Raw genomic sequence first — 24764 nt, forward strand, 5'->3', positions numbered from 1 at the left:
AGGCAAGGTCACAGGCACGGGGGCACTGGGGCGGCGCGTCGGTGGCGGCCCACGCAGTGATCCCTCAGGTCCCTCAGATGCCTCAGTGCGCCGTCCACCCGCCGTCCATGAGGAAGGATGTGCCCGTGACCGAGGCGGACGCTGGGCCGCAGAGGAACAGCGCCAGGGCGGCGACCTCGTCCGGCTCGACGAGGCGCTTCAGGGCGACGGGCGACAGCATGATCTTGTCGACCACCTCGCTCGGCGGGATACCGTGCGTCCGAGCCTGGTCCTCGATCTGCTTCTCCACCAGGGGGGTGCGCACGTAGGCGGGATTGATGCAGGTCGACGTCACGCCATGCGGAGCGCCCTCGATGGCGACGACCTTGGAGAGGCCCTCGAGTCCGTGTTTGGCGGTGACATAGGCCGACTTGAAGGCGCTGGCGCGCAGCCCGTGGACGCTCGAGATGTTGATGATCCGACCCCAGCCCTGGGCGTACATGTGGGGGAGTGACTGGCGAATGAGGCGAAACGGGGAGACCAGCATGAGGTCGAGGATGAAGTCGAACCGCTCGAGCGGGAACTCCTCGACGGGGCTGACGTGCTGGATCCCCGCATTGTTGACGAGGATGTCGACGGCGGTGGGCAGTCCCCCCAGGCCATCGAGATCGGCCAGGTCCGCGACGACCGGGCTGATCCCCGACTCCTGGGCGACCTCGGCCAGCCCCGCCTCGTCGCGGTCGACCGCGTGCACCTTGGCCCCCGCCCTGCTCAGCGCCCGAGCGATGGCGGCGCCGATGCCGCTGGCCGCCCCGGTGACGAGGGCCGTCTTGCCGTTCAGGTCGATGGGGTCATTGGCCGTCGTGCGGTCCGTCCCGCGGAGCGGTGCGGTGGACCCTGGAGCGGCGTCGCGAGCGTCATGGCGGGCGTCGGGCATGCCGGAAGACTATGAACCGTCTACCGACCCGATCATGTGCGTGCCAGACACAAATCTACGGAAGCGATGTGGCCCGGCCCCCGCCGGTCCAAGGCGGGTCACGGAGGCGATTTCTTGGATCGTGCGTGGTCGTGGTCGCCCTGACGACCACAACCACGCAGGTCTAGATGTCGCGGAAGACCTCGATGGTCGCACCGAGCGCGTTGAGCCGGTCGGCGAGGTCCTCGTACCCGCGGTTGATCACATAGACGTTCCGCAGCACCGAGGTGCCGGGCGCCGCGAGCATCGCGAGGAGGATGACGACCGCCGGGCGCAGCGCTGGCGGGCAGACGACCTCCGCGGCCCGCCACCGCGTGGGTCCCTCGATGATGACGCGGTGCGGGTCGAGCAGCTGGACTCGCGCTCCGACCTTGGTCAGCTCGGTGAGGTAGATCGCCCGGTTCTCGTAGACCCAGTCGTGGATCATGGTGCTGCCCTCGGCTACGGCGCCGATGAGGGCGAAGAAGGGCAGGTTGTCGATGTTGAGCCCGGGGAACGGCATCGGGTGAATCTTGTCCGTCGGCGCCCGGAGCGGGCCGGGCACCGTCGTGATGTCGACCAGCCGGGTCTTGCCGTTGGCGGAGGTGTACTCCTCGCTGAGGTCGTACTTCATCTCCATCTCCCCGAGCGTCGCCAGCTCGATCTCGAGGAACTCGATGGGGGCACGGCGGATGGTGATGGCGGAGTGGGTGACGACGGCGGCGGCGATCAGGCTCATCGCCTCGATCGGGTCCTCGCTGGGGGAGTAGTCGACATCGACGTCGATGTGCGCGCGGCCGTGGACGACGAGCGTCGTGGTGCCGATGCCCTCGATCCGGACGCCGAGCCTCTCGAGGAAGAAGCAGAGGTCCTGGACCATGTAGTTGGGCGAGGCATTGCGGATGATGGTGGTCCCGTCGTGTCGGGCCGCCGCCATGAGGACGTTCTCCGTGACCGTGTCACCCCGCTCGGTGAGCACGATGGCGCGGGTCGGGTTGACGCTTCGGTTCGAGCGCGCCTCGTAGAAGCCGTGGGTCGCGGTCACTTCGAGCCCGAACGCGCGAAGAGCGGCCAGGTGAGGCTCGACGGTCCGCGTGCCCAGGTCGCAGCCGCCGGCGTAAGGCAGCCGGAACTCGGGGTAGTCGTGCAGGAGCGGACCGAGGAACATGATGACGGTCCGGGTACGCCGTGCCGCCGCGACGTCGATGGCGTCGAGCCGTAGCTGGGTCGGGGGAATGACCTCGAGGTCGTTGCTGTCCGGGATCCACCGGGTCCGGACGCCGATCGATGCGAGGACCTCGAGGATCCGGTTGACCTCCTCGATGCGGGCGAGGTTGCGCAGCGTCGTGCGCCCACGGTTGAGCAGGGAGGCGCAGAGCAGCGCCACGGCGGCGTTCTTCGAGGTCTTGACGTCGATCGAGCCGGACAGCGGTTTTCCGCCGACGATGCGCAGGTGCTGGGGGCCCGAGTGACCCACTGAGACGAACTCGGAGTCGAGCGCGTCGCCGATCTTGGCGAGCATGTCGAGGCTGAGGTTCTGCCTCCCGGCTTCGATCCGGGTGACGGCACTCTGCGAGGTCCCCAGCAGGCCTGCGAGATCGGACTGGGTCATTCCCTTGTGGCGCCGCGCGTCGCGGATCAGGCCGCCGATGCGGGTCAAGTAGGTCTCAGACACGGACCCGAGGTTAACTCATATATGAGTTAACGCAACTTGGCGCACCGTTGGGCGTCGAGGGCATCGGTGACGTTCGTCGCCGGGAGCCAGGGTTGCGCCGCTCGGGCGGGGCCGGGGTCGAATGTCAGGTCGATCTGGTCCATGAGCAGGGCGGCGCTGGCCATGCGCGCTTGGGCAGGTCGGATCGGTCGCATGGCGAATGACATGACGCGCAGCGCGCCCCGCGGAATGTGCCCGACCTCGGATCCTCCGCTGGCGTGCTGTGCCAGCTGCGTCATGGTCAGGTCATCGCCCCCCACATCGATCGCCTGGCCGCGCAACGTCGGATCCAGCACCGCTCGGGTGACCGCAGCGGCGACGTCCTCGACGGAGACGAAGTTGAGCCGGTTCGTCCCAGAGCCGAACACCTTGGGAACGCCGTTGCGGCCAGCCAGCTGCATGAGGATCTCGGCCCACAGCTCCGCGAACGCCGACGCTCGCACGATCGTCCAGTCGGGCCGGGCAGGATCCGGTTCTCCCGTTCGGAGCGCCTGCTCCGCAGCGGCTTTCATCCGGTGCAGCTCCATCGGGTGTCCCGGGTCGGCGCCGACCACGGACATGAGCACGATGTGCGCTCCAGCCCGCCGTGCCGCGGCCACGAGGTTGGTGTTCCCGTCCCGATCGACCGCTGCGGGAGACTCTCCGGATGCTGGGTCGAAGCCGTGCATCGCCGACACGACCACGGTCGCGTGCTCGAGCGCCGCGGGCAGCGTCTCTGGCCTGCGTACGTCCGCCGCCACGAACTCCGCACCGGGTACCGGGACTGCCGGCCTCGACCGGGCGACGACCCGCACCTGGTGGCCGTGCGAGACGAGCTGCGCGGCGACGAGGCGCCCGAGTCGTCCTGTGCCGCCGACGATGGTGATCACGACGCCGCTCCGCCGGCCGCCCCGGCCCCGGTGAGGCCTCCGATGACCCCATCGATGTCCGGGCCCGCCTGCTCGACCGGGGTGACGTAGATGTGGGCGCTGGCGATGCGGCCACCCGAGACATGGGCGATGAAGACCATCTGGTTGTCCAGCGGTTGCCCGTCCCGACGCGTGCCGATCTGCCGGCCCTCCAGCCAGAAGCTCTCGCCGGATAGAACGCGCTGCTGCACGTCGAGATGGATGTCGGGAACGGCGGCAAAGAGCGCAGCCCAGTTCTTGTGCACCTGTGCGGCGCCGGTGAACGACCTGACCGGGTGGGCCGGATCAGTGAGCTCGTAGTCCACGGCGAAGCAGTCGACGAGAGCGTCGAGGTCATGGGCATTCGTCGAGGTGACGAGCTGGTCGAGAAGTGCCGACGGTGTGCGGGTCGGGTCCATGGCTCCTCCTGAAATTGGTTACAGTAATCTGTATTCAATTGGAGGATCCGCCTGGTGGCACCCGCTGTCAATGGTCATCGCCCGCGCCGACGCTACGACGCGTCCGGTCGGCGGGTTCGGGCTGCCGAGCGCCGCGAGACGGTGCTGAACGCGGCCCGGCACCAATTCCTCGCCGACGGCTTCGCGGCGACGACTCTCGCCGGCGTGGCCGCCGAGGCCGCCGTATCGGTCGAGAGCATCTACAAGTCATTCGGCTCGAAGGCGGGACTGCTCAAGGCGGTCTGGCACCGCTCCTTGGCCGGCTCCGCACCGACCCACGCCGAGCTCCGCAGTGACGCAGGCTCGCGCGCGGCCCCGGATGGTGTCGCGATCATCCGGAACTGGGCCAGGCTCGCCGTCGAGGTGGGCGCCGTGGCGGACCCGATCTTCCGCCTCGTGGAGAGTGCCGCCCACGTCGACGCCGAGGTCGCGCAGCTGCAGGCGCAGATCGAGCGAGAACGCGCGGCGCGGATGGAGCACAATGCGGCGTACCTCGTCGAGGGTGGTTACCTGCGCGACGGCGTCACACCGGAGCAGGCGCGCGACGTCCTCCTGTTGTACACGACGTTCTATGACCGCCTCGTGACCCAGGCGGGGTGGACACCGGAGCAGTATCAGTCGTTCGTCGAGCGCGGCCTCGTCGCGCACCTGCTTGCCTGAATGTCCGTATGCCGCTGGGCATGGTTCCAGCCCCACGGCGTCGTGAGCGCGGGGCCCGTCAGGGCCGCGGATGCTCCGCGCAGGCGCGGGCGATGAGGGGCGCGGCCAACGTCGTCTGCCAGGAGCGCGCGCCCATCGCGGTCAGGGCCCGGGCGACCTCGGCCGTCGTCGGGGCAGCGGGTCCCTCCCACAGGTAGCGGCGGAGCAGGTCGGGGGTGAGGACGTTCTCCACCGGGATGGCCAGCTCCTCCGACAGACCTCCGAGCAGCTCCCGGGCGCGGGCCAGTCGCGCGGCGGCAACGGGATCCCGATCGGCCCACGTGCGTGGTGGGGGCGGACCGACTGACGGCAGGGCGAGGGGTGGCAGCTGGTCCTCGGGGAGGGCCAAGGCTTGGGAGAGCACCTCAATGAGGGCTTCAGAGTGCCGCCGGATCGACCTGGCCAGGCGCGGATCCGAGGAGGTCAGGGTGCGCGGTGCTCGCTCGGCCCGTTGGTGGGCCATCGCGATCTCCGCGATGGCGGCGTCGGGCAGCACCCGCCCGGGAGAGACGTCGCGCTCCTGGGCGACCGCGTCCCGCCACAGCCAGAGCTCCCGGACGATGGCGGTGCCCCGCCGGGCGCGGATGCGATGAATGCCGGAGGTGCGACGCCAGGGATCGACCCGCGGCTCCGGACCGGTGAACGACAAGAGCGACTCGAACTCCTCCTTGGCCCAGCCGGCCTTTCCCTGGCGCTCCAAGTCGGCCAACACCGCCTCGCGCAGGTCGACCAGGACCTCGACGTCGAGGGCGGCGTAGCGCAGCCACGGCTCCGGCAGCGGACGTGCCGACCAGTCGACGGCCGAGTGCTCCTTGGCGAGCTGGAGGCCGAGGTAGTGCTCGACCATGGCGCCCAGGCCGACCCTCGGCAGCCCGGCGAGGCGGCCGCCGAGCTCGGTGTCGAACAGGACATGGGGGTGCAGGCCGACATCGGAGAGGCACACGAGGTCCTGCGTCGCCGCATGCAGGATCCACTCCGCATCGCCGATCGCCGCGTCGAGTGGCGCCAGGTCGGGCACGGCGATGGGGTCGACGAGGAAGGTGCCCGCGCCGGCCCGCCGCACCTGGACGAGATAAGCGCGCTGCCCGTAGCGGTAGCCAGAGGCGCGCTCGGCGTCGATGCCGATCGGGCCCGAGCCCTCCGAGACCGCCTCGGCGGCGCGCATCAGGGACCGCTCGTCGGTGATGACGTCGGGTACGCCATCCGTCGGCATCGTGAGGGGAACAAGCGGCGCGTGGCGGTCGTCGCCCGGGTCGCGGGGCTCAGCGCTCACCGGCGCTGCCCGGGCAGCGGGACCACACCGTCCGGCAGGGGCGGGATCCCTGCGATGGTGCACAGCAGGTCGGCCCACGCACGCAGGTGCTCGGTGAGGGCGCCGCGGACCGGGGTCCACGACGCGCGGATCTCCATCTCCACACTGGCGGCGCGGTCGGCGAGCCCGCCGAAGCTCTCGCTGACGACGCGGGTCACGGTGCCCGCCTCGGCAGTCCACGCCAGCCCCCGGCCCTTGAGGGAGTCGGTCAGCCACGACCAGCCGACCGCGCTGAGCATGGGGTCGCCCGCAAGCTCGGGCTCGAGCGCGGCGCGGGCGAAGGTGACCACACGCCAGGTGCCGGCCCACGAGTCAGGACCCGCCGGGTCGTGCAGGAGGACGAACCGGCCGGTTGCGAGCTCGCCCTCGGGGTCGGCCGGGTCGATGACATCGGCGGTGAGCGCCGCGGCGTAGGGAGCGATCCGGGTGGGGGCGGGGACCTCGGTCAGTCGCACGTCAGAGCGCACTCGGACGTCGCGGAGGGCCGTGAGCACCTTCGCGAAGTCCGCGCCGTGGTTCCCCGGCAGCGTTCTCGTGTGCACCCGTCGAGGGTATGTCGCCGGGAGTGTTTTGTCCGCAGGGCGCGCCGAGGTCCCTGGCCGGGCCACCCCCGCACGCGTGGCAGGATTGAGCGGTGCCGAACCCAGACACGTCCACTGCCTCCCTCTCGACGGGCCCGCCCATCCCCCGGGACAGCGATCTCGTGCGCGCCGCACGCCGCCAGCCGGTGTCCCGAACGCCGGTCTGGTTCATGCGCCAGGCCGGCCGCTCCCTGCCGGAGTACCGGGCCGTCCGCGAGGGCATCCCCATGCTCGAGTCGTGCATGCGGCCCGAGCTCGTCACGGAGATCACCCTCCAGCCGGTGCGTCGGCACCGGGTGGACGCCGCCATCTTCTTCAGCGACATCGTGGTGCCGCTCAAGGCGATCGGGGTCGATCTCGACATCGTCGCCGGCGTCGGCCCTGTCGTGTCACGCCCGGTCCGGGAGCGGAGGGATCTCGAGCAGCTCGTCGATCTCACCCCGGACCATGTGCCATACATCACAGCGGCCGTCCGACAGCTGGTCGTCGAGCTCGGCTCGACCCCGCTCATCGGGTTCGCGGGCGCGCCCTTCACCCTCGCCTCCTATCTCGTCGAGGGCGGGCCGTCGAAGAACCATGAGCACACCAAGGCCATGATGCACGGCGACCCGGAGCTCTGGGACGCCCTGTGCTCGAAACTGGCCCAGATCTCCGGCGCGTTCCTGCGCGTCCAGGCCGAGGCCGGCGCGAGCGCCATCCAGCTCTTCGACTCGTGGGTCGGCGCGCTGTCCCGCGCCGACTACATCCGCCACGTCCAGCGGCACTCGGCCGCCGCGCTGGCCGCGGTCAGCGACCTCGACGTGCCGCGGATCCACTTCGGGGTCGGCACGGGGGAGCTGCTTCGCCTCATGGGCGAGGCGGGCGCCGAGGTCGTCGGCGTCGACTACCGCGTCAGCCTGGCGGACGCGGTCGAACGGCTCGGGCCCGGCTATGCGGTGCAGGGCAACCTCGACCCTGCCCTGCTCTTCGCGCCGTGGGAGGCGATCGAGCGACGGGTGCGCGAGATCGTGGAGGAAGGCCGGCAGGCCTCGGGCCACATCTTCAACCTCGGCCACGGCGTGCCGCCCAACGTCGACCCCGACGTGTTGACCAGGGTGACCGCCCTGGTCCATGAGGTGTCGACTCGCTGATGTCCGAGGCGCAGGTGACGCAGGCGGAGAAGCAAGGGTCGCTGGCCCGCTCGAGCCTCGTCATGGTGGGTGGGTCGTTCGCGTCCCGGGCTCTGGGCGTGGTCCGGGCCGGCCTCCTCACCGCGATCATCGGCACGCTCGCGGCCGGTGACGCCTTCAACCTCGCCAACACCCTGCCCAACGTCTTCTACATCCTCGCCGCGGGCGGCATCCTCAACGCCGTCCTCATCCCCGCCCTGACCCGGGCGATGAAGCTGCCGGACGGCGGCCAGGAGTTCACCGACCGGGTCGTGACGATCGCCGTCATCGCGATGGGCGGAATCACCATCCTGGTCCTGTTGGGGGCGGGCGCCTTCGTGTCCCTGCTGTCCGGCGACCGAGGCGGCGACTTCGAGCGGCTGGCGCTCGCCTTCTCCTTCATCTGCCTGCCACAGATCTTCTTCTACGGCGCGTTCGCCCTCTTCGGCCAGATCCTCAACGCCAAGAACCGGTTCGGGGCCTTCGCGTGGGCACCGTTCATCGCCAACGTCGTCGCGGTGGTCGGGCTGCTCGTCTTCATCGCCGTCTTCCCGGCCCCGCAGGTCGTCAACGTGCACGGCCAGCCCATGCCTCGCACGCCGGACCAGTGGACCGGTCCGATGATCTGGCTGTTCGCCGGCTCCGCGACGATCTCCGTCGTTGCCCAGGCCGCATGGTTGCTCCCGGCCCTCTACCGGACCGGGTTTCGCTATCGCCCCCGGTGGGGGCTGCGTGGCGTGGGCCTCGGGGGGGTCAGCCGACTCGCGGTCTGGGCCTTCACCGGACTGGCAGTTTCCCAACTCGGGTTCTTCATCACCCAGTGGGTGCTCAACACGGCCGCCGCCCGATCCGGCCGGTCCTCGGAGGACCCGCTGCGAGCGACGTCCGTCTACACGGTGGCCTTCACCATCTTCATGCTGCCGCACGCCTTCATCGCGGTCTCCATCATCACGGCGCTTTTCCCCCGGCTGTCGAAGTCGGCCGCCGACGACGACGTCGCAACGCTCAAGTCGGACTTCCGCCGCGGGATGATCCTGCCGCTCGTCGCCAACGTGCCGGTGATGGTCTTCGTCATGGTGGCTGCGACGCCCATCGTCGCCCTGCTCAACCCCGGTATCGACGGGCCGTCCATCGAGCTCGCCGCCATCATCCTGGTCGTCATGATCCTCGGCATCGTGCCGTTCGGCGTGGACCTGTTGTGTTACCGCGTCTTCTTCGCCCTCGAGGATGGACGCTCGCCCTTGGTCATGCAGGCCGTGCTGACGACGATCTCGCTCAGCGCTGGTCTCATCACGCTCGCCCTCGAACCCAAGTGGGCGATCGCCGTCGTCGCCATCGGCCAGACGGTCGGCAACGTCGCCAGCTCGACGACGGGGATCTTTCTGCTCCGGCGACGACTCGGCCTGCTCGGTCTTGGCGAGATCGTCGACTCGACGGCCCGGATCGGGGTGGCCGCCGCTGCCGCGGGTCTGCTCGCCTGGGGCGCCATGACGGTGTTGTCTCCCATCCTCGGGGACCCCACGGCGCCGTCGAGCGTGGTGGATCGCCTCTTCACGAGTGGCGTCGTTCTCTCGTTCGCGGGGGTGCTCTTCGTCATCGTCTACGTTGCCCTCGCGCACGCGTTCCGCGTGAGTGAGATCCGCGACGTGGCGGAGATGGTCCGCCGCCGAATCGGCTGACCCCTCCTTTGATCGAGTGAACAGCTTTCGGGCGCACGGTGCCCTTTCACACCGGTGCCGTATGCCGCTGGGCTTGGTCCTCGGGGAACTGCCCGCACCCAGCCCCGATCGACGCCTACGCCGCCCGGGCGAAGTTGTGGTGCCGACGCAGGGTCAGCGCCGGCCCTCCCGAATTTTGTTCACTCGATTGGGAGAGTGATCCATCCCGAATCTTGTTCACTCGATTGGGGCGTGGGTCAGTCGGTGGTGCTTGCCGCGGTAGCTGGTCCGCGACCGCGCCGACCGATCCAACGGCGGATGAACCAGGCCACGACGAGCGCGATGAGCAGCCACGGCAGGAGCACGGCGAGGCCGGTGAGAACGACCACGAGGGAGTTCAGCAGCGAGTCCCACGCCTTCTGGATCCCGGCGAGGAAGCCGTTGTCGTTCGGTTGGGGCGCCGCCTCGTCGGTCCAGAGCGAGACCGACACCTCCGACATCGTCGTCCGGTGGTCGAGGTCGGCCAGCTGCTGCTGAAGCGAGTCGAGGTCGGCCTGGCGGCGGCTCAGCTCGCTCTCGAGCAGGACGATCTGCTCCAACGTCGTCGCTTTGACCATGAGCGCGCGAACCCGGGCGATGCTGTCCTTCGCCGGCTCGATCCGGGCCTGTGTGTCGGTGTACGTCGCGGTCACGTCCTGGGACTGGGACGAGCGGTACGAGACCGTACCGAGATTCGCGGACGACAGGTCGGCGAGCGCCGAGTCGAGCTTGTCGGCCGGCACGCTCAGGGTGAACCGCGCCTCGTTGAGCCCCACGGGCGGCACGGCCGCGTCCTCGGACACTCCCGACGCACCCTTCGGGCTGCCATACGACCCGGTCGGGTCGGATGCGGTCACGATGCTCTCGGAAAGGACTTGGCCCCCGGCCGCAACGGCGATGGCACGGACCTGGGCGCTGGCCCTGGCGATGTTGGTGACTTTGACGCCCAGCCAGGCGGTGCGCGCCAGCTTCGGCCCGACCACGGCAGCCTCGGAGGGCCCGACTCCGGGTGCAACGGGCTCTGCCGCGCCGCCTGCCTTGTCGGATCCGGATGATGGACCCGGAAGCCAGCCGCTGGCTGGCATCGAGCCATCCGCGGCAGGGCCCGACCGCAGCGCGCTCAACCCGAACGGGATCGACAGGGCCACGAGCAGGACCACGGCACCGATCACGAGCAGGACCCGTCCTCGGCGCGAGTCGGTGAGGCGGAAGTGACTGAAGACATTCATGGTGGGCTCCCGGCTGCGTGTCCTCGGTGTCGCGGGGCGGCGACGCTCTACCGGCATGGACACGGGACGCCGCCGAAACGTTGCTCGAGGGGTGGCAGAGTGACCCCCATGGGCGTGCGGGTGGGAGTGGTCGGTGCCGGCATCGCGGGGCTGGCGGCGGCGTGGCACCTCATCCGCGAGGCGCCTGACCTCGACGTGACGATCCTGGAAGGCTCCTCCCGCGCGGGCGGCAAACTCCGGCTCGAGCAGGTCGGCGATGTATGGGTCGACGTCGGGGCCGAGTCGGTCCTGGCCCGCCGACCCGAGGCCATCCAGCTCTTCGAGCAGCTCGGGCTGGCCGACCGGGTGACCCATCCGGCACGGGTGCCGGCCGCGATCGTCTCGGGTGGTGTGCGTTGGCCGATGCCGTCCGGAACCCTGATGGGCGTGCCATCGGACCCCGAGTCGGTGCGCGGCCTGCTGACCGACGCCGAGATCCGGCGGCTCACGGCCGAGCAGGAGACCCCGCCCGTCGACACGGACGTGTCCGTCGGGGAGTTCATCGACGCCAGGCTCGGCCCTGCGGTGACCGACAAGCTGGTCGAGCCGCTGCTCGCAGGCGTCTACGCGGGCAACTCACGCGAGCTCTCCCTGCAGCTGGCGGTGCCGTCCCTCTTCCACGCCGCCGCGGCGGGCACCTCGGTGCTCGAGGCGGCCCGGTCGGCCGCACCACCTGCTCCGGCCGACAGATCGGACGCCGGGGATGGGGCGCAGCCCGTCTTCGCCACCGTTGTCGGTGGCCTCGGCGCGGTGCCGGCCGTCATGGTGAGCCGACTGGCAGATCTCGGCGTCGACATCCGCACCGGCACCATGGTCCGCCGCCTCGAGCGCCGACACGAGGACCGCGCTGACCCGCAGCACCAGTCCCTCGTGCTCTCCACCGGACCGACGACCGACGTGCGCAGGCACGTCTTCGACGCCGTGGTCGTGGCGACTCCGGCAGCGCCCACCGCTCGTCTCCTGCGCACCATCGCCCCGGATGCGGCCGAGCGCCTTGCCGCGATCGACTACGCGTCGATGGCGATCGTCACGCTCGTCCTCGAGGGTCCCACGCCGGACCTGCTCGAGGGCAGCGGCTTCCTCGTCCCGCCGACTGAGCAGCTGACGATCAAGGCCTCCACGTTCAGCAGCGTCAAGTGGCCGTGGCTCGCCGCCGCCCATCCGGACCGCACCGTCCTTCGCGCGTCCATCGGGCGGCACGGCGAGGAGGCCGTGCTCCACCGGACCGACGACGAGCTCGTGGCCACCGCGATCGACGACCTCGCGACCGTCCTCGGCCGTCCTCTGCCGCCCCCGCTGGCCGCCCACGTCCAGCGATGGGGAGGCGCCCTGCCGCAGTACTCCGTCGGCCACCTCGACCGTGTCGCCGACCTGACCGAGCCCGTCCCCGGGGTCGCTCTCGCCGGCGCCGCCTACAGTGGAGTCGGCGTCCCGGCGTGCATCGCATCGGGCCGCCGGGCAGCCGAGGCCATTCTGACCCGGCTGCAGCATCACGAACACGGGTTGCGATGATGGGCGGCATGAGTGACAAGCCGACCCCGGCCATGATGCGAGAGATCAACGCGACGATCCGCTACTCCATGTGGTCGGTGTTCGCCAGCGTCACCCCTCTCGAAGAGGACCGTGACGAGCTCGCTGACGAGCTGGCCTCCTTCGTCGACACGATCACGGGTGAGGGTGTCACCGTCCGCGGGATCTACGACGTGGCGGGGCTACGCGGCGACGCCGACTTCATGATCTGGTGGCACGCCCCGACCATCGAGCAGCTCCAGTCGGCCTACCACCGGCTGCTGCGCACCGAGCTCGGCAGCCACCTCGAGCCCGTCTGGTCGTCGGCCGCCCTGCACCGGCCGGCTGAGTTCAACAAGAGCCACATCCCGGCCTTCATGGCCGAGGAGGTCTCACGCAAGTACGTCTGCGTCTACCCGTTCGTCCGCTCCTACGACTGGTACCTGCTCGAGGACAAGGAGCGGCGCGACATGCTGCGCGAGCACGGCCAGATGGCCCGCGACTACCCGGACGTCCGCGCCAACACCATCGCGTCGTTCGCCCTGGGGGACTACGAGTGGGTGCTGGCGTTCGAGGCGGACGAGCTGCACCGCATCGTCGACCTCATGCGCGAGCTGCGCGCCTCCCGGGCCCGCAACCACGTCCGCGAGGAGGTCCCCTTCTTCACCGGGCCGAAGGTCGAGGCCAAGGAGCTCGTCGCCAACCTGCGCTGAGCACCTGCCTCAGTCGTCGAAGACGCCCTTCGTCACGATCGCGACGATCGGGATGAGCAGGAACCAGCCCCACGACCCGGTCCGGAAGAAGAGCGCCAGGGCGATGAACGGGGTGAGCGCCAGCATGGTGTCCCGCACTCGCCACCCGCCCGTGCGGCCCGGCTGGACCTCCGCGGCTGCGCGCCGCTCAGGCTCGGAGCCATCGGGTCCGAGCGCCGGCAGATCAGTGAAGAGCACGTCGAGATCCCGGCGTGTCACGGCGTCCGCCGCCTTGCCACGCCGGTCCTCGTACTCGAACGAGTCGAGGCGCCCGGCCTCGTGGTGCCTGGCGAGCAGGTCCATCGCCGCACGTCGCTCGGCGTCCCCGATCCGGAAGTTATCGGTGCCCATGTCGCGAGGATAGGCGAACCCGCGTCGCGCGACCCCGCCACCTACCCCGCGGCCGCTGGGCTCCGGCCGAGCCCAGCGGCATACGGAATCAATCGACTCACTCAGTCGCCGGCTCGAGGCGCAGGCTGATCGAGTTGATGCAGTACCGCTGGTCGGTGGGCGTGTCGTAGCCCTCACCCTCGAAGACGTGCCCGAGGTGGGACCCGCAGTTGGCGCAGCGGACCTCAACCCGCCGCATGCCGTGGGCGAGGTCCTCGATGTACTCGACGCTGTCGCCGGCGAGCGGCGCATAGAACGACGGCCAGCCGCAGTGCGACTCGAACTTCGTGTCGCTGCGGAACAGCTCGGCCCCGCACGCGCGACAGGAGTAGACGCCCTGCGTCTTGGTGTCGGTGTACTCGCCCCGGAACGGCGCCTCGGTGCCGGCCTGGCGCAGGACCTGGAACTCCGCCGGCGTCAGTTGGTCGCGCCACTCCTCGTCGGTGTGCTGGACGGCATAGGTCTTGTCGCTCTTCATGTTCCTCCCAACGCGACCCGTGCGCCGTTTGTGCCCGTCATGGACGGAAGGCGCCTTACCGAGCCGTTACGTCGTAGGGTACCCAGCGGCTTTGGCACGATGGCCGCGTGAAGGTTCGTCAGCTGGTGACCCGCCCCGTCCTCATCGCAGGCGCGGCCGGTGGGGGCTCTGCGGTCGGTGCGGCGGCCGGGTCGGTCGCGGCCGCCGCCTGGTTCGCGCGTCGGTTGCTCACACCGGACGAGCTCCAGCCGGACGACGTCGCCATCGTGGCGCACGACGACGAGTCCGTCACGTTCGCCGCTGGTCCAGACCCGGATGTGCCAGGACGCTATGGCGTCTGGCTCGACGGGGGATCGGGGCATGCCCGGGTCGGGCAGATCATCGAGCGCGACGAGGCCGCCGCGACCGTGCGCCGCGAGCTCCTCGCCGTCGACCGCGGGACGCTGGGCGTCGGCCCGGCCCGCTGGAACCAGTACTACTACTGGGACCGGCCGAGCGTCAGCATGGGGCTGCCTGACGAGGAGGTCGTCGTCACGTCGGACGTCGGTGCGCTGCCCGGCTGGATCATCCGACCCGACGGGTCGGCAGCGGGCCGCGACTGGGCCGTGCTCGTCCATGGGCGCGGGGCCCGCAAGGAGGAGACGCTGCGAGCCGTCCCGGTGCTGCGTGCCGCGGGGTGGACCTGCCTCGTCGCCGCCTACCGTAATGACCGAGACGCGCCGCGTGGTCCTGATGGGCGGTACAACCTGGGTCTCTCGGAGTGGCGGGACGTCGAGGCGGCGATCCGGACCGCGGTCGCGCAGGGGGCCGAGCGCATCGTCCTGGTCGGCTGGTCCATGGGCGGGGCGATCGTCCTGCAGACGCTCCGCCGCTCTCGCCACGCCGACCGCATCGTCGGGGTATGTCTCGACTCCGCGGTCATCGACTGGGATGCGGTGCTGCGCCACCACGGCCGGCTCAACCACCTGCCCGGCCCGCTCGTGCGGATGGCACGGGGGCTCATGGGTTCGAGACGCGGACGGGCGCTGGTCGGGCTCATCGAGCCGATCGACCTCGCGCACACCGACTGGGTGGCCCGCGCCGACGAGCTCGACGTGCCGATCCTGCTCATCCACTCGACCGGTGACACCGTCGTCCCGTTTGGGCCAGCTGCCGCGCTCGCTGAGCGGCGTCCGGACATCGTCCGCTTCGAGCCCTGGGAGCTGGCTCGGCACTGTCGCGAGTGGAACTACGACTCAGAGCGGTGGGAATCGGTGGTGTCGTCCTTCGTCGCTGGGTTGCCTTGCGCGCCAGCACCCTTGGCTCCGGCCACGGCCCCAGGGACAGCCTAGGAGCGGGCGAGCCAGCGTCCCATGAGGGTGCCGTCCCCCTCGACGAGGACGGCCAGCTCGAGGTCGAGCGGTGCCGCATCGGCGCCCACCGGCCGTGGGTGGTCGCCCCCGACAAGCCGCGGGCTGATGGTGAAGCACAGCTCGTCGAGGAGGCCGGCCGCGAGAAACGAGGCGATCAGGTGCGGACCGCCCTCGGTGAGCAGGCTCGTCCAGCCGCGCGAGTGGAGCTGCCCCAGCAGATCGCGGAGGTCCACGTCCTCCTCGCCGCACACGAGGACCTGGTCGTCCCCGAGGGCCGACCGTGCTTGGTTGATGCCAGGCGCGGAGGCGCTCGTTGCGAGCAGGACGTCGCCGGGCGGCGCTCCCCGCAAGGTCGGCGGCAGGAATCCGGCTCGGCTGACGGTGACGAGGGGGAGGGCTTCAGCGAGCCCGGCACGTTCTCGGATGGGCCGAAGCTCTGGAGCGACTGCGACGGCTGAGTATCCCTCGTCCCGGATCGTGCCGGCTCCCACGATGACGGCATCGCTCAGCGCACGGAGGAGCTCGAAGACGATGTGGTCCGCCTCGGTGTTGATGGAGCCGGACCTGCTGTCGGGGCCGTTGGCCGCGCCGTCGAGCGTCGTCACCATGTTGCAGCGCAGCCACGGGTCGGCTGGGACCGCGTAGGCCGCGGCGAGTCGCTCGAGGTTCAGGTCCTCGCCTGGCGTGAGGCCACTGTCACCGGGTAGGAGCAAACGCATGGGCCAACAGTAGGTGGCCGCGCTTCCCCCAGTGGGGCGCCCGGATCCGACAGGATGGCGACATGGGCAAGGGCAAGAAGAAGAAGGCCGGCGAGGAGCGAGAGGTCGCGGAGCTCGCCGAGGACATGGTGGTCGAGGGAGTCCATCCCCTCGGGGGCTTCTCGGATGCGCTGCACGTCGAGAAAGGCTTCGTGCTCGCCGACGTCGACGCCTCAGCGACTCCCGCCTTCGCTGGTGACAAGTTCGCTGGCAAGGCGGCCCTGAAGTCATCGGAGGAAGAGCTGGCTGACCTGCTCGAGCGGCTCTGGGCCGAGTCGACCGCCGGGTCGCAGCGGGCCCTGCTGCTCGTCGTCCAGGGGATGGACACATCCGGCAAGGGCGGCATCATGCGGCACGTCGTCTCGGTCAACCCGGAGGGCGTCAAGGCCACCGCGTTCAAGGCACCGACCGAGGAGGAGCTCTCCCACGACTTCCTCTGGCGCATCGAGAAGGCCCTGCCCCGACCCGGGCAGCTCGGAGTATTCGACCGATCCCAGTACGAGGACGTGCTCGTCGTGCGTGTCCACGACCTCGTCCCGAAGGAGGTGTGGTCGAAGCGCTACGCGCAGATCAACGAGTTCGAGCGCCAGGTCATCGCGAGCGGCACCAAGATCGTCAAGGTGATGACCCACATCAGCAAGGACGAGCAGAAGGCGCGCCTCATGGAGCGGCTCGAGCGGCCTGACAAGCACTACAAGTTCAACGCGGGCGACGTCGACGAGCGCCTCCGCTGGCTTGACTACATGGAGGCCTACCAGGCGGTCTTCGACAAGACCTCTACCGTGGGCGCCCCGTGGCACGTCGTGCCCTCGGACCGCAAGTGGTACGCCCGCCTCGCCGTCCAGCAGCTGCTCCTCGAGGCGCTGCGCGAGATGGACCTCCAGTGGCCGGAGGCGGACTTCGACGTCGAGCTGGAGAAGAAGCGCCTCGCCGAGAGCTGACCGACCCCACCACCGCGTCGCAACACACCCGCTTATCGCCTGGTCGGGCCGGCTGCATCAGGAGCAGGCACTCGGTAAACGGGTGTGTTGCGGGGTTGTTTGGGCCGGGTCAGCCGATCCGGTCGAGGATGGGACCGGTGGCTCCCGCCAGGTCGGCACGGAGGGTGCCGAAGGTGTGGCCGTGGCCACCCTCGACCCGGCTGGCGATGAACGCGTCGGCGACGCCGGGGGAGTGCTCAACGAGCAGGGCAGCCTGCATGGCCACGGCCAGCTGCTCGACCGCCGAACGGGCAGTGAACGCCGCCTCCGGCGAGTCCGGTTGTAGCGAACGTGCTTGCTCGACAGCGCGATCCGTGTGGTCGTCCAGGACCCGGCTTGCGCCGCGCACCCGGTGCAGCTCCTTGGTGAGGGCCTCGAGGCTTGCCGGCTCCCGGCTGATGGCCCGGATCACGTCGAGAGCGTTGACGTTCCCCGATCCCTCCCAGATCGAGTTGAGCGGCGCCTCCCGGTAGAGCCGTGCCAGGCCGTTCTCCTCGACGTAGCCGTTTCCGCCGAGGCACTCGAGGGCCTCGGCCACCATGGGCGCGGTGCGCTTGCAGACCCAGAACTTGCCGAGGGCCACCCCGAGGCGGGCATAGTCGGACTCTCCGGTGTCGAAGGCGTGGGCCAGACGCATCGCGAGAACCGTCGCCGCCTCGGCCTCGAGCGACAGGTCAGCGAGGACGTTGCGCATCAGCGGCTGGTCGATGAGCAGGCGGCCGAAGGCGGCGCGGTGCCGAGCGTGGTGCACCGCCCGGCTCACCGCGTCGCGCATCGTGGCGGTGGAGCCGAGCACGCAGTCGAGCCGGGTCGCCCCCACCATGTCGATGATGGTCCGCACGCCCCGGCCCTCCTCGCCGAGCCGAGCACCCCACGTGCCATCGAGCTCGACCTCACTCGAGGCGTTGGAGTGGTTCCCCAGCTTGTCCTTGAGCCGCTGGAGGGCGAACGGGTTACGAGTGCCGTCATCGAGCGCTCGGGGCACGATGAAGCACGTCAGGCCTCCGGGCGCCTGGGCCAGCATGAGGAAGACGTCGCTCATCGGCGCGGAGCAGAACCACTTGTGGCCGGTGAGCCGGTAGGTGTCGCCCGGGAGCGGACCGCCCGAGGTCGGCATGGCCGTTGTCGCGTTGGCCCGGACGTCGGACCCGCCCTGCTTCTCCGTCATGCCCATCCCGGCGATGGCACCCACCTTCTCGGCAAGGGGCCGGATGCCGAAGTCGTAGCTCCGACTCGCGAGCATGGGAAGCCAGCGCCCCGCCTGCTCGGCGTCACGACGCAGAGCCGACCCAGCGGCATACGACATGGAGATGGGGCACCCATGGCCGGCCTCGACGCGGGACCACACCATGAACCCGGCTGCCCGACGTGCATGCGCCGTGCCGGCCACGCTGGCCGTCCAGGGCTCGGCAGTCAGCCCGGCACCGACTGCCTGGGTCATGAGCCAGTGCCAGGACGGGTGGAACTCCACCTCGTCGATCCGGTTCCCCCGGGCGTCGTGGGTGTGGAGGACGGGCCGGTTCGCGTCGGCGAGGCGGCCGTGCTCCTGTGCCTCTGCCGTGCCCGCCAGACGGCCGAGCTCCGAGAGCGAGACAGCGTCGTCCCGCTCGACCCACCGGGAAACCGCTTCGGACAGGGGTCGGTCCCCGTCGAGGAAGTTTCTGTCGAGGAACGGCTCGGCCTGGTTGGTGACCTCGTGCGTGCTCACTACTGCAGAGTAGGACGGACCGCGCCGGGGCCGGACCATGGGTCGGGCGCGTCTCGTGGGACCGTCGCGCTCGGCGACGGCTAGCCTCGGGAGCGATGACGGTGAAGGCGGTCGTGCGGCGCTGGCTCGAGCGGATCCCAGGGGCGGTGCCGCTGGCTCGACTCGTGCTCGAGACGATCCGGGTCTGCCTGAGCTACCGGGTGACCGGCCTCGCAGCCGAGGGCGGCTTCTTCATGCTGTTGTCCCTGCCGCCCTTTGTCCTCGGACTATTCGGCGGCGTCGGGTACCTCGGGATCATCCTCGGGCCCGACGGCGTCGAACGGCTCACCGCGGCCGTCGCGGAATATGCGTCAGGCTTCCTCACCGAGTCGAGCATCGATGACCTGCTGCTGCCCACGATCCGTGACGTCCTGCAGGGCGGACGCCCGGACCTCATCTCGGTGGGGTTCCTTCTCGCGCTGTGGTCGGGATCTCGAGCTCTCAACGTCTTCGTTGACACGATCTCGATCATGTATGGCCAGGGCGACGGGCGCGGCATCCTGCACCAGCGCTTTCTCACCTTCGGCCTCTACACGCTCGGTGTGGTTGTCGCCGTGGTTCTCCTCCCGCTCGTCCTGCTCGGGCCGGCGATCATCGAGGCGTGGCTGCCCGATCGGCTCGCCATGCTGACCCTCGGCTACTGGCCGCTCGTCCTCGTGCTCTCCATCGCGGCGCTCACCACGCTGTTCCACATCGCCACCCCGCGGCGCGCGAGCTGGTGGCGCGACCTGCCAGGGGCGTTGCTCGCGCTCGCGATCTGGTTGCTCGCGTCGCTGGTCGTGCGCACCTCCCTCGAGGCCTCGCTCGGCGGGTCGTCGATCTATGGGCCGCTCAGCACGCCGATCGTGCTGCTCATCTGGCTCTATGCGCTGGCGATCGCGATTCTCATCGGGGCCGGCCTCAATGCGGCGACGCGCGTCCTGTGGCCGGTCGAGCTGCGAGACGGAGCCGGCACGAAGCTCGCGACCTGGGCAGGCGGCCTGCTGTCTCGCAGTGGTGGGCCCGACGACACAGGGGCGGCTGTCGAGGCCGACCCGGCGGTGCCGGGCCGACGGAGCAGGGACCAGCAGTTCACCAAGCGGGACGGGTCGCACCTCGCGGCGGCCATCGACCGGCAGCTCGCGGAGGGGGTCGGACGACCACGTGACGAGCAGGCCCGAGAGGGCTGACGGCGGTTTTGTATCTCCCCGATCGATCCGCTACTGTCTACCAAGCACCGAGCGGGGAGTTACACCGCTGGTGTTCCCGCGGACGTAGCTCAGTTGGTAGAGCGCAACCTTGCCAAGGTTGAGGTCGCCGGTTCGAGCCCGGTCGTCCGCTCGGAGGCACAAGGGGCAACAGGCAACTTGCCTTCATGGTGGAGTGGCCGAGAGGCGAGGCAGCGGCCTGCAAAGCCGCGTACACGGGTTCAAATCCCGTCTCCACCTCGGTCATCACCAAGACGGGGCGATTGGCGCAGTGGTAGCGCGCTTCCTTGACACGGAAGAGGTCACTGGTTCAAACCCAGTATCGCCCACCAGACGGACCACAGCCCCTGAGCAGGAAAACCGGCTCAGGGGCTTCTTCATGCAGACAACCGAGGCGCCTGCTCCGAGAGGTGGTCAGCCGAGGGCCTTGGCCTTGAGCTGGGCGAACTCGTCGGGGGAGATCGCGCCGTTGTCAAGGAGCGACTTGGCCTGGGACAACTGGTCGACGGTTGTGGCCGACGACGTCCCCGCCACGTTGCGGATGTACTCCTGTTGCTCGGCCATGTACTGCCGGTTCTGCTCCATCGCGCGCTGCGCCATGCCCTGCCCGCGAACGATCACGTAGATGAGCGCTGCGAGGAGTGGGAAAATGAAGAGCGCTATGACCCACACCACCTTGGCGAACCCGCCGAGCTCTCGGTCACGGAAGAGGTCCGTGAAGATGTGGAAGAGCATCATCAGGTAGGCCACGAAGAAGAAGGACCAGACAAGCAGCCAGAAGAAGTCCCAGAAGTCGTTCATCGTGCGCCTTTCCTCTCAGTGCCTCGCTGCGTCGCAGTCGAGGGGCATCACCTGTGCCGCAACCCACGTTCCTCCCTCGCTCGGACGCCGACATCGCACTTTTCGGGGGAGATCGCGGGTCACTGGTCCGGCTCGGCGGTGTCTTGCCGGCCGAGCGGTTCCTCGATGAGCAGCGTTGACACGATCTGGAGCCCGAGGGCCGTCAGGGCGGCGAGAACACCAACCAGCTCCTGGCTGTCGTGCACTTTGGCCGTCAGAGTGGTGTGTGTCCCGTCGCTGTCGGACCACCTCGCGTAGGGCCAGATGTCTCGCTCGTCCACTTCGCCTGCAACGACAACGATGGCGTGCATACCGATCAGCCTCGTCTGGACAGGACTTCAGGTCCCGAGCAGCATGCCCGTCTCGCAGGCTCAGCCGCGTCACTCCCTCGGGGGGAGTTGGTCAGTACAGCTCGAGTTCTGCAGCACGACGGATGGCGGCTCGGCGACTGCTGACCCCGAGTTTCTGGTAGATGTGCGCGATGTGTGTCTTGGCCGTGTGCAGCGAGATGTACTCGGCCTCGGCGATCTCCGCGTTGGTGAGGTTGGTGGTGAGGTACTGCAGGATGACTCGTTCACGCTCGGTGAGCCGAGCCGCCGTTCCCGGCCCGTGCTGGTGTCGTCCCTCGGTCATCCGCCCGAGAACCTGGGTCACGACCGTGGGATGGGCCGTGCCGTGAAGCAGGTGGGACTTGAGCAGGTCGGCGAGGCCCTCGCCGGCGCCGAGGAAGGGGCCGTAGAGCTCGTCCGACTCGGCCGCGGCGAGAGCGAGCTCGAGGGAAGCATGAGCATCGGAACTCCCCAGGGCCAGGAGGGCTTCGGTTTCGATGCAGCGGGAGAGACATTCGATGTGCACGAACGTCGTGGCCGTGCGGACGCGATCGAGCTCGGCGAGCGCGTCGGCAGGACGTCCGGCCTGCAGGAGTACCTTCGCGCGCCGGGCAGGGGCCAGCGGGAACTCTGGATCGGTTGGGGGCGACTTGGCGAGGGCCACCGCCTCACGTGTTCTCCCCTCGGCCATGAGGATCGATCCTTCGAGCCCCGCGAGCATGGACGGCCACGTGGGCGCTGTGTGCCCGGAGTCGACCATGGTCCGGATCTCCGCTGCAGCGCGCCTTGCGCTCCGGAGGTCACCCAGCGCCAGACAGGTCGTCGTGAGGAAGCTCAGGGTGAGCCCTCGCAGCTCCCAGTCGAAGGGAACCATCATGGACAGACTGCGCTCCAGCTGGGTTCGTGCCTCGCTCAGGTTGCCGCGCCAGTAGTCGAACCAGCCCAGGTACGTCACGGCCGGGGCCAGCGTCACCAGGCCCACCCAGCCTCGTTCGTTCGCTCGTGCCAAGACCTCTACCGCGACGTCACGCACGTCGCTCAGGTGGCCCTCGGCGATCGCAGGGATGCATGACTCGGCCAGCGCCGTCAGCTCGAGAGCGACCAGTCCACTGTCGTGCGCTGTGGCGGCGGAGGACCGCAGCATCTCGAGGGTCAGCTCGGGGTGGTTCTCGAGTCTGGCCTCAGCCATGCCCACGAACATCTGAACGGATGCGCGGACGGCAGGGCCTGGCCTCTCGGCGCTCCGATCGAACCTCTCCAGCAAGGCCGCCCCTGAACCGACCGCGGGACCCAAGCCCCGGTCGTAGCCGGTGCAGAACAGCTCGACGAGGGCCATCCGGTCCTCGAACTCGGCCCGGTCCGACTGCGGGAGCAGGTCTGCGAGCGCACGGGCGGCGGCGATCGCCGACCGGGCATCATCGATCCTGCCCCGCTGAACGGAGATCAGCGCCTTCGCAAGGTGCGCTTCGCTGACGTGCGGGGAGGCCTGTGGCACCTGGTCGACGGAGGCGAGGAGGGCATCGCTGCGCCCCTCGAGAAAGAGCTCCAGCCACCGATCGGCGAAGATCCTGGCAGCCATCGCACCGTCTCCGGCGGCGACGGCATGTCTGATCGCGGTCGGGGCATCGACGGAGGTCCACCACGCCGCCGCTGCCGCATGCAGCGCGGTGGCTCGTTCGGGGTGGTCGGCGATCAGACGTCGGCGCATGTGCGCCGCGAAGAGCGGGTGCCAGTGGTACCAGGCCTCGCTCGCGGTGACGTCGTCGCGAGAGCGGAAGAGCCCATCAGCCAGGCACTTCTCGAGGAGCACCTCCGCGTTGTGCGTCTGCCTGATGTCGTCGATGAGCGACGCGCAGACGTCCTCGTCGAGGCAACTGTCCAGGACGAAGTTCCTGACGTCGTCGCTGAGGGATGCGAGCACCTCGATCGCCAGGTAGTCAGCCAACGCCTGATCACGTCGCAGGTACGTCGGAACATTGGGTCGTGGGCCGTCCCGGCTCGCTGCCAAGATCGCCATTCGCACGCCGGCCGGCCAACCGCCAGTGGCTCGGTGAATGGAGTCCACGATATCCGGGTCGAGGGCGAGACCGGCGGCCCGCACCGCTTCCGCCGACTCCTCCGGGCTGAAGGCGAGCTCATCGTGGGCGAGGTAGACGAGGCGGTCATCGAGCCGCAGTCGCTGCAGTCGCAGCTGAGGCACGACGCGCGCTGCGATCGCGACGCGCATGTTGGCAGGCGCCCACCGCAGGATGTGGTCGATCACCCACGTGGACCCTTCCGAGCGGATGAGGTGCTGGACGTCGTCGAGGACCAGCGTGAGCGGCACCCCTGCCTCGTAGAGCACCTCGAGGAGCGAGTCGACCAGGGTCAGCGGTTCGGCTCGGAGTGCCGGAACTCGTAGGGACTCCAGGGCGGCGCCGAGTTCGTCCACGCCGGACAGGCTTGCGGCGGTCATCAGGTCGGAGACCAGGCGCACCGGGTCCCGGTCCGAGTCGTCGACGGTCAGCCACAACGTCGCGCCACCGTCCTGCAGCTTTGGGGCGACGGCGCCGAGCAGCGTCGACTTGCCGTAACCCGCCATGCCCGCCAGCACGACCACCGGCCGACTGTGCAGCAGCGGCGCCAGGCGCACACGTTCGATGATCCCCGGTGAAGGGGGTGGGGTGGTCATCCGAGCGTGACGTGGCCCAACCATGTCATCCCTGTCGACGGATGTGTTATGACCCTGACGCCACCACAGTAAGACCTGTTGCCCCGCCGGAGCCCATTTCGCGGTATTCCGTACGTAAGGCGTGTCTGTGTACGAGATCGTTCTTGACGGTGAGCTGGCTGCGGACTTCGTGGACGCCAGCCTCCCGTTCGAGCGCCGTAACAGCCATGGAGCGACGATCCTCAGTGTCCCCACCCTGGACCCCGCTGCCCTCGCCGTCACGCTGGAGCTCCTCGAGTCCCTGGGTATCGGCGTGACGGCCATCCGGCCAGTGGACGACACTGGCTCGGATCGCGGTTCCGCCGCCCCGGAGTAGCCGTCGGCTCTCACCGCCCTACGCATCGTTGCTGCTCATCCTCGATGGGTGATGTGCGAGAGACACCGTCCGGCGACTGTCGAAGTACGAGCGCGCCCAGCCGTCAAGGAGGCAGGACATGAGTGTCAACGCCGATGTCGGTCCTATCGACTACCTCGCCCTGGAATTTCCGGGGGCCCGACTCACGGGGGAGGGCATGTCGATCCTCATCGATCTCGTCGACCGCGGGATCATCCGCATCCTCGACATGAGGGCAATGGTTCGTGGCGAAGACGGAGCCGTCACCGCGGTCGCGATCAGCGATCTCGATGGGGACGGGACGCTCGACCTTGCCATCTTCGACGGTGTCGAGTCCGATCTGCTTGACGAGGAGGACCTCGCAAAGGCAGCCGAGCTGGTAGGCCCCGGTAACGCCGCCGCGCTCCTGGTCTACGAGAACACCTGGGCAGGCCCCTTCGTATCGGCGATGCGCCGCGCGGGCGCCGAGGTCGTGGCCAGCGGTCGCATCCCCGCCGACGCGGTCCACGAGCGCCTCGAAGCGCTCGAGACGTCGACGACCGCATCCGAGTAAAGGAGCACGACATGGGACTCATCGGTGGCATGGCACGGACAGCCGTGGTCGCTGGGACGGCGACCGCCGTGTCAAACCGCGTGTCGCGCCGGCAGGCGGGGCGTTGGGCGGCACAGGAGCAGCAGCAGCAGCAGTACTCGCCCCCGC

The 24764-nt window shown here is 69.4% G+C and carries 24 protein-coding genes, 3 tRNA genes and 1 pseudogene; 14 read left to right on the top strand and 14 right to left on the bottom strand.

Annotated features, from left to right (window positions below; all coding sequences use genetic code 11):
* Positions 1-82 precede the first annotated feature (82 nt).
* From VIR15_RS08495 to VIR15_RS08510, 4 genes are all read right to left on the bottom strand, one after another.
* The gene (locus VIR15_RS08495; protein WP_331927040.1) at positions 83-916 is read right to left on the bottom strand and encodes a 3-hydroxybutyrate dehydrogenase; all 834 of its coding nucleotides are present in this window, start codon (positions 914-916) and stop codon (positions 83-85) included.
* A gap of 163 nt (positions 917-1079) precedes the next feature.
* Entirely contained in the window at positions 1080-2609 is a 1530-nt protein-coding gene (relB, locus tag VIR15_RS08500) for a type II toxin-antitoxin system RelB family anti-toxin (protein WP_331927041.1), read from the bottom strand.
* A 26-nt stretch (positions 2610-2635) separates the two neighbouring features.
* A complete protein-coding gene (locus VIR15_RS08505) occupies positions 2636-3517 on the bottom strand; it encodes an SDR family oxidoreductase (protein WP_331927042.1) in 882 nt (293 codons plus the stop codon).
* Positions 3514-3954 carry a nuclear transport factor 2 family protein gene (locus VIR15_RS08510; protein WP_331927043.1) on the bottom strand — a complete coding sequence of 147 codons (441 nt, stop codon included), beginning with the start codon at positions 3952-3954 and terminating at the stop codon, positions 3514-3516. The genes VIR15_RS08505 and VIR15_RS08510 overlap by 4 nt, the downstream gene beginning before the upstream one ends.
* Before the next feature lie 54 nt (positions 3955-4008).
* Between VIR15_RS08510 and VIR15_RS08515 the strand changes: the two genes are divergently transcribed.
* Complete coding sequence (locus VIR15_RS08515; RefSeq protein WP_331927044.1) at positions 4009-4653, top strand: TetR/AcrR family transcriptional regulator; 645 nt, start codon at positions 4009-4011, stop codon at positions 4651-4653.
* Positions 4654-4711: 58 nt separating this feature from the next.
* Here the strand turns inward: VIR15_RS08515 and VIR15_RS08520 are convergent, their stop codons facing one another.
* Both VIR15_RS08520 and VIR15_RS08525 read right to left on the bottom strand, forming a co-directional pair.
* Positions 4712-5965: an HRDC domain-containing protein gene (locus VIR15_RS08520; protein WP_331927045.1), complete on the bottom strand. Its 1254-nt coding sequence runs from the start codon at positions 5963-5965 to the stop codon at positions 4712-4714.
* Positions 5962-6546: a DUF3000 domain-containing protein gene (locus VIR15_RS08525; protein WP_331927046.1), complete on the bottom strand. Its 585-nt coding sequence runs from the start codon at positions 6544-6546 to the stop codon at positions 5962-5964. The genes VIR15_RS08520 and VIR15_RS08525 overlap by 4 nt, the downstream gene beginning before the upstream one ends.
* A gap of 92 nt (positions 6547-6638) precedes the next feature.
* On the opposite strand from VIR15_RS08525, the gene hemE reads away from it, so the two are divergent.
* Together hemE and murJ are read left to right on the top strand one after the other, a co-directional pair.
* Positions 6639-7715 carry a uroporphyrinogen decarboxylase gene (hemE, locus tag VIR15_RS08530; RefSeq protein WP_331927047.1) on the top strand — a complete coding sequence of 359 codons (1077 nt, stop codon included), beginning with the start codon at positions 6639-6641 and terminating at the stop codon, positions 7713-7715.
* On the top strand, positions 7715-9412 hold the full coding sequence (murJ, locus tag VIR15_RS08535; protein ID WP_331927048.1) for a murein biosynthesis integral membrane protein MurJ: 1698 nt from the start codon (positions 7715-7717) through the stop codon (positions 9410-9412). Before hemE ends, murJ begins: the two co-directional genes overlap by 1 nt.
* 236 nt (positions 9413-9648) lie before the next feature.
* On the opposite strand, the gene VIR15_RS08540 is transcribed toward murJ, so the two are convergent.
* The gene (locus VIR15_RS08540; RefSeq protein ID WP_331927049.1) at positions 9649-10659 is read right to left on the bottom strand and encodes a DUF4349 domain-containing protein; all 1011 of its coding nucleotides are present in this window, start codon (positions 10657-10659) and stop codon (positions 9649-9651) included.
* A 108-nt stretch (positions 10660-10767) separates the two neighbouring features.
* Between VIR15_RS08540 and hemG the strand changes: the two genes are divergently transcribed.
* The gene (hemG, locus tag VIR15_RS08545) at positions 10768-12210 is read left to right on the top strand and encodes a protoporphyrinogen oxidase (protein ID WP_331927050.1); all 1443 of its coding nucleotides are present in this window, start codon (positions 10768-10770) and stop codon (positions 12208-12210) included.
* Between the two features lie 8 nt (positions 12211-12218).
* Complete coding sequence (gene hemQ / locus VIR15_RS08550) at positions 12219-12920, top strand: hydrogen peroxide-dependent heme synthase (protein ID WP_331927051.1); 702 nt, start codon at positions 12219-12221, stop codon at positions 12918-12920.
* 9 nt (positions 12921-12929) lie between these two features.
* Here the strand turns inward: hemQ and VIR15_RS08555 are convergent, their stop codons facing one another.
* On the bottom strand, positions 12930-13310 hold the full coding sequence (locus VIR15_RS08555) for a DUF1707 SHOCT-like domain-containing protein (RefSeq protein ID WP_331927052.1): 381 nt from the start codon (positions 13308-13310) through the stop codon (positions 12930-12932).
* A 97-nt stretch (positions 13311-13407) separates the two neighbouring features.
* A complete protein-coding gene (msrB, locus tag VIR15_RS08560; protein WP_331927053.1) occupies positions 13408-13827 on the bottom strand; it encodes a peptide-methionine (R)-S-oxide reductase MsrB in 420 nt (139 codons plus the stop codon).
* A gap of 107 nt (positions 13828-13934) precedes the next feature.
* Here msrB and VIR15_RS08565 point away from each other — a divergent pair, with 107 nt between their 5' ends.
* The gene (locus VIR15_RS08565; RefSeq protein ID WP_331927054.1) at positions 13935-15158 is read left to right on the top strand and encodes an alpha/beta hydrolase family protein; all 1224 of its coding nucleotides are present in this window, start codon (positions 13935-13937) and stop codon (positions 15156-15158) included.
* Here the strand turns inward: VIR15_RS08565 and VIR15_RS08570 are convergent.
* Entirely contained in the window at positions 15155-15898 is a 744-nt protein-coding gene (locus tag VIR15_RS08570; RefSeq protein WP_331927055.1) for a dihydrofolate reductase family protein, read from the bottom strand. The genes VIR15_RS08565 and VIR15_RS08570 overlap by 4 nt on opposite strands.
* 62 nt (positions 15899-15960) lie before the next feature.
* Between VIR15_RS08570 and VIR15_RS08575 the strand changes: the two genes are divergently transcribed.
* Positions 15961-16878: a PPK2 family polyphosphate kinase gene (locus tag VIR15_RS08575; protein ID WP_414654947.1), complete on the top strand. Its 918-nt coding sequence runs from the start codon at positions 15961-15963 to the stop codon at positions 16876-16878.
* A 109-nt stretch (positions 16879-16987) separates the two neighbouring features.
* Here VIR15_RS08575 and VIR15_RS08580 read toward each other — a convergent pair whose 3' ends face one another.
* A complete protein-coding gene (locus VIR15_RS08580) occupies positions 16988-18625 on the bottom strand; it encodes an acyl-CoA dehydrogenase family protein (protein WP_331927056.1) in 1638 nt (545 codons plus the stop codon).
* A 95-nt stretch (positions 18626-18720) separates the two neighbouring features.
* Here VIR15_RS08580 and VIR15_RS08585 point away from each other — a divergent pair, with 95 nt between their 5' ends.
* The 4 genes from VIR15_RS08585 (at position 18721) to VIR15_RS08600 (ending at position 20183) form a co-directional block, all read left to right on the top strand.
* On the top strand, positions 18721-19833 hold the full coding sequence (locus tag VIR15_RS08585) for a YihY/virulence factor BrkB family protein (protein WP_331927057.1): 1113 nt from the start codon (positions 18721-18723) through the stop codon (positions 19831-19833).
* A 78-nt stretch (positions 19834-19911) separates the two neighbouring features.
* Positions 19912-19984 (top strand) — tRNA-Gly (locus VIR15_RS08590).
* A 36-nt stretch (positions 19985-20020) separates the two neighbouring features.
* Positions 20021-20091, top strand: a tRNA-Cys gene (locus VIR15_RS08595).
* Between the two features lie 17 nt (positions 20092-20108).
* A tRNA-Val gene (locus VIR15_RS08600) sits at positions 20109-20183 on the top strand.
* A gap of 82 nt (positions 20184-20265) precedes the next feature.
* On the opposite strand, the gene VIR15_RS08605 is transcribed toward VIR15_RS08600, so the two are convergent.
* From VIR15_RS08605 to VIR15_RS08615, 3 genes are all read right to left on the bottom strand, one after another.
* A complete protein-coding gene (locus VIR15_RS08605; RefSeq protein WP_331927058.1) occupies positions 20266-20652 on the bottom strand; it encodes an SHOCT domain-containing protein in 387 nt (128 codons plus the stop codon).
* 119 nt (positions 20653-20771) lie between these two features.
* Positions 20772-21002: a DUF8691 family protein gene (locus VIR15_RS08610; RefSeq protein WP_331927059.1), complete on the bottom strand. Its 231-nt coding sequence runs from the start codon at positions 21000-21002 to the stop codon at positions 20772-20774.
* A gap of 91 nt (positions 21003-21093) precedes the next feature.
* The gene (locus tag VIR15_RS08615; RefSeq protein WP_331927060.1) at positions 21094-23652 is read right to left on the bottom strand and encodes a winged helix-turn-helix domain-containing protein; all 2559 of its coding nucleotides are present in this window, start codon (positions 23650-23652) and stop codon (positions 21094-21096) included.
* A gap of 160 nt (positions 23653-23812) precedes the next feature.
* On the opposite strand from VIR15_RS08615, the gene VIR15_RS08620 reads away from it, so the two are divergent.
* From VIR15_RS08620 to VIR15_RS08630, 3 genes and pseudogenes are all read left to right on the top strand, one after another.
* Positions 23813-24046 carry a DUF8691 family protein gene (locus VIR15_RS08620; protein ID WP_331927061.1) on the top strand — a complete coding sequence of 78 codons (234 nt, stop codon included), beginning with the start codon at positions 23813-23815 and terminating at the stop codon, positions 24044-24046.
* Between the two features lie 118 nt (positions 24047-24164).
* Complete coding sequence (locus tag VIR15_RS08625; RefSeq protein ID WP_331927062.1) at positions 24165-24617, top strand: DUF6325 family protein; 453 nt, start codon at positions 24165-24167, stop codon at positions 24615-24617.
* Positions 24618-24646: 29 nt separating this feature from the next.
* A pseudogene (locus VIR15_RS08630) lies at positions 24647-24764 on the top strand (SHOCT domain-containing protein); the annotation flags it as partial.

This window comes from Intrasporangium sp. (assembly GCF_036566125.1).
Taxonomy (GTDB): domain Bacteria; phylum Actinomycetota; class Actinomycetes; order Actinomycetales; family Dermatophilaceae; genus Intrasporangium.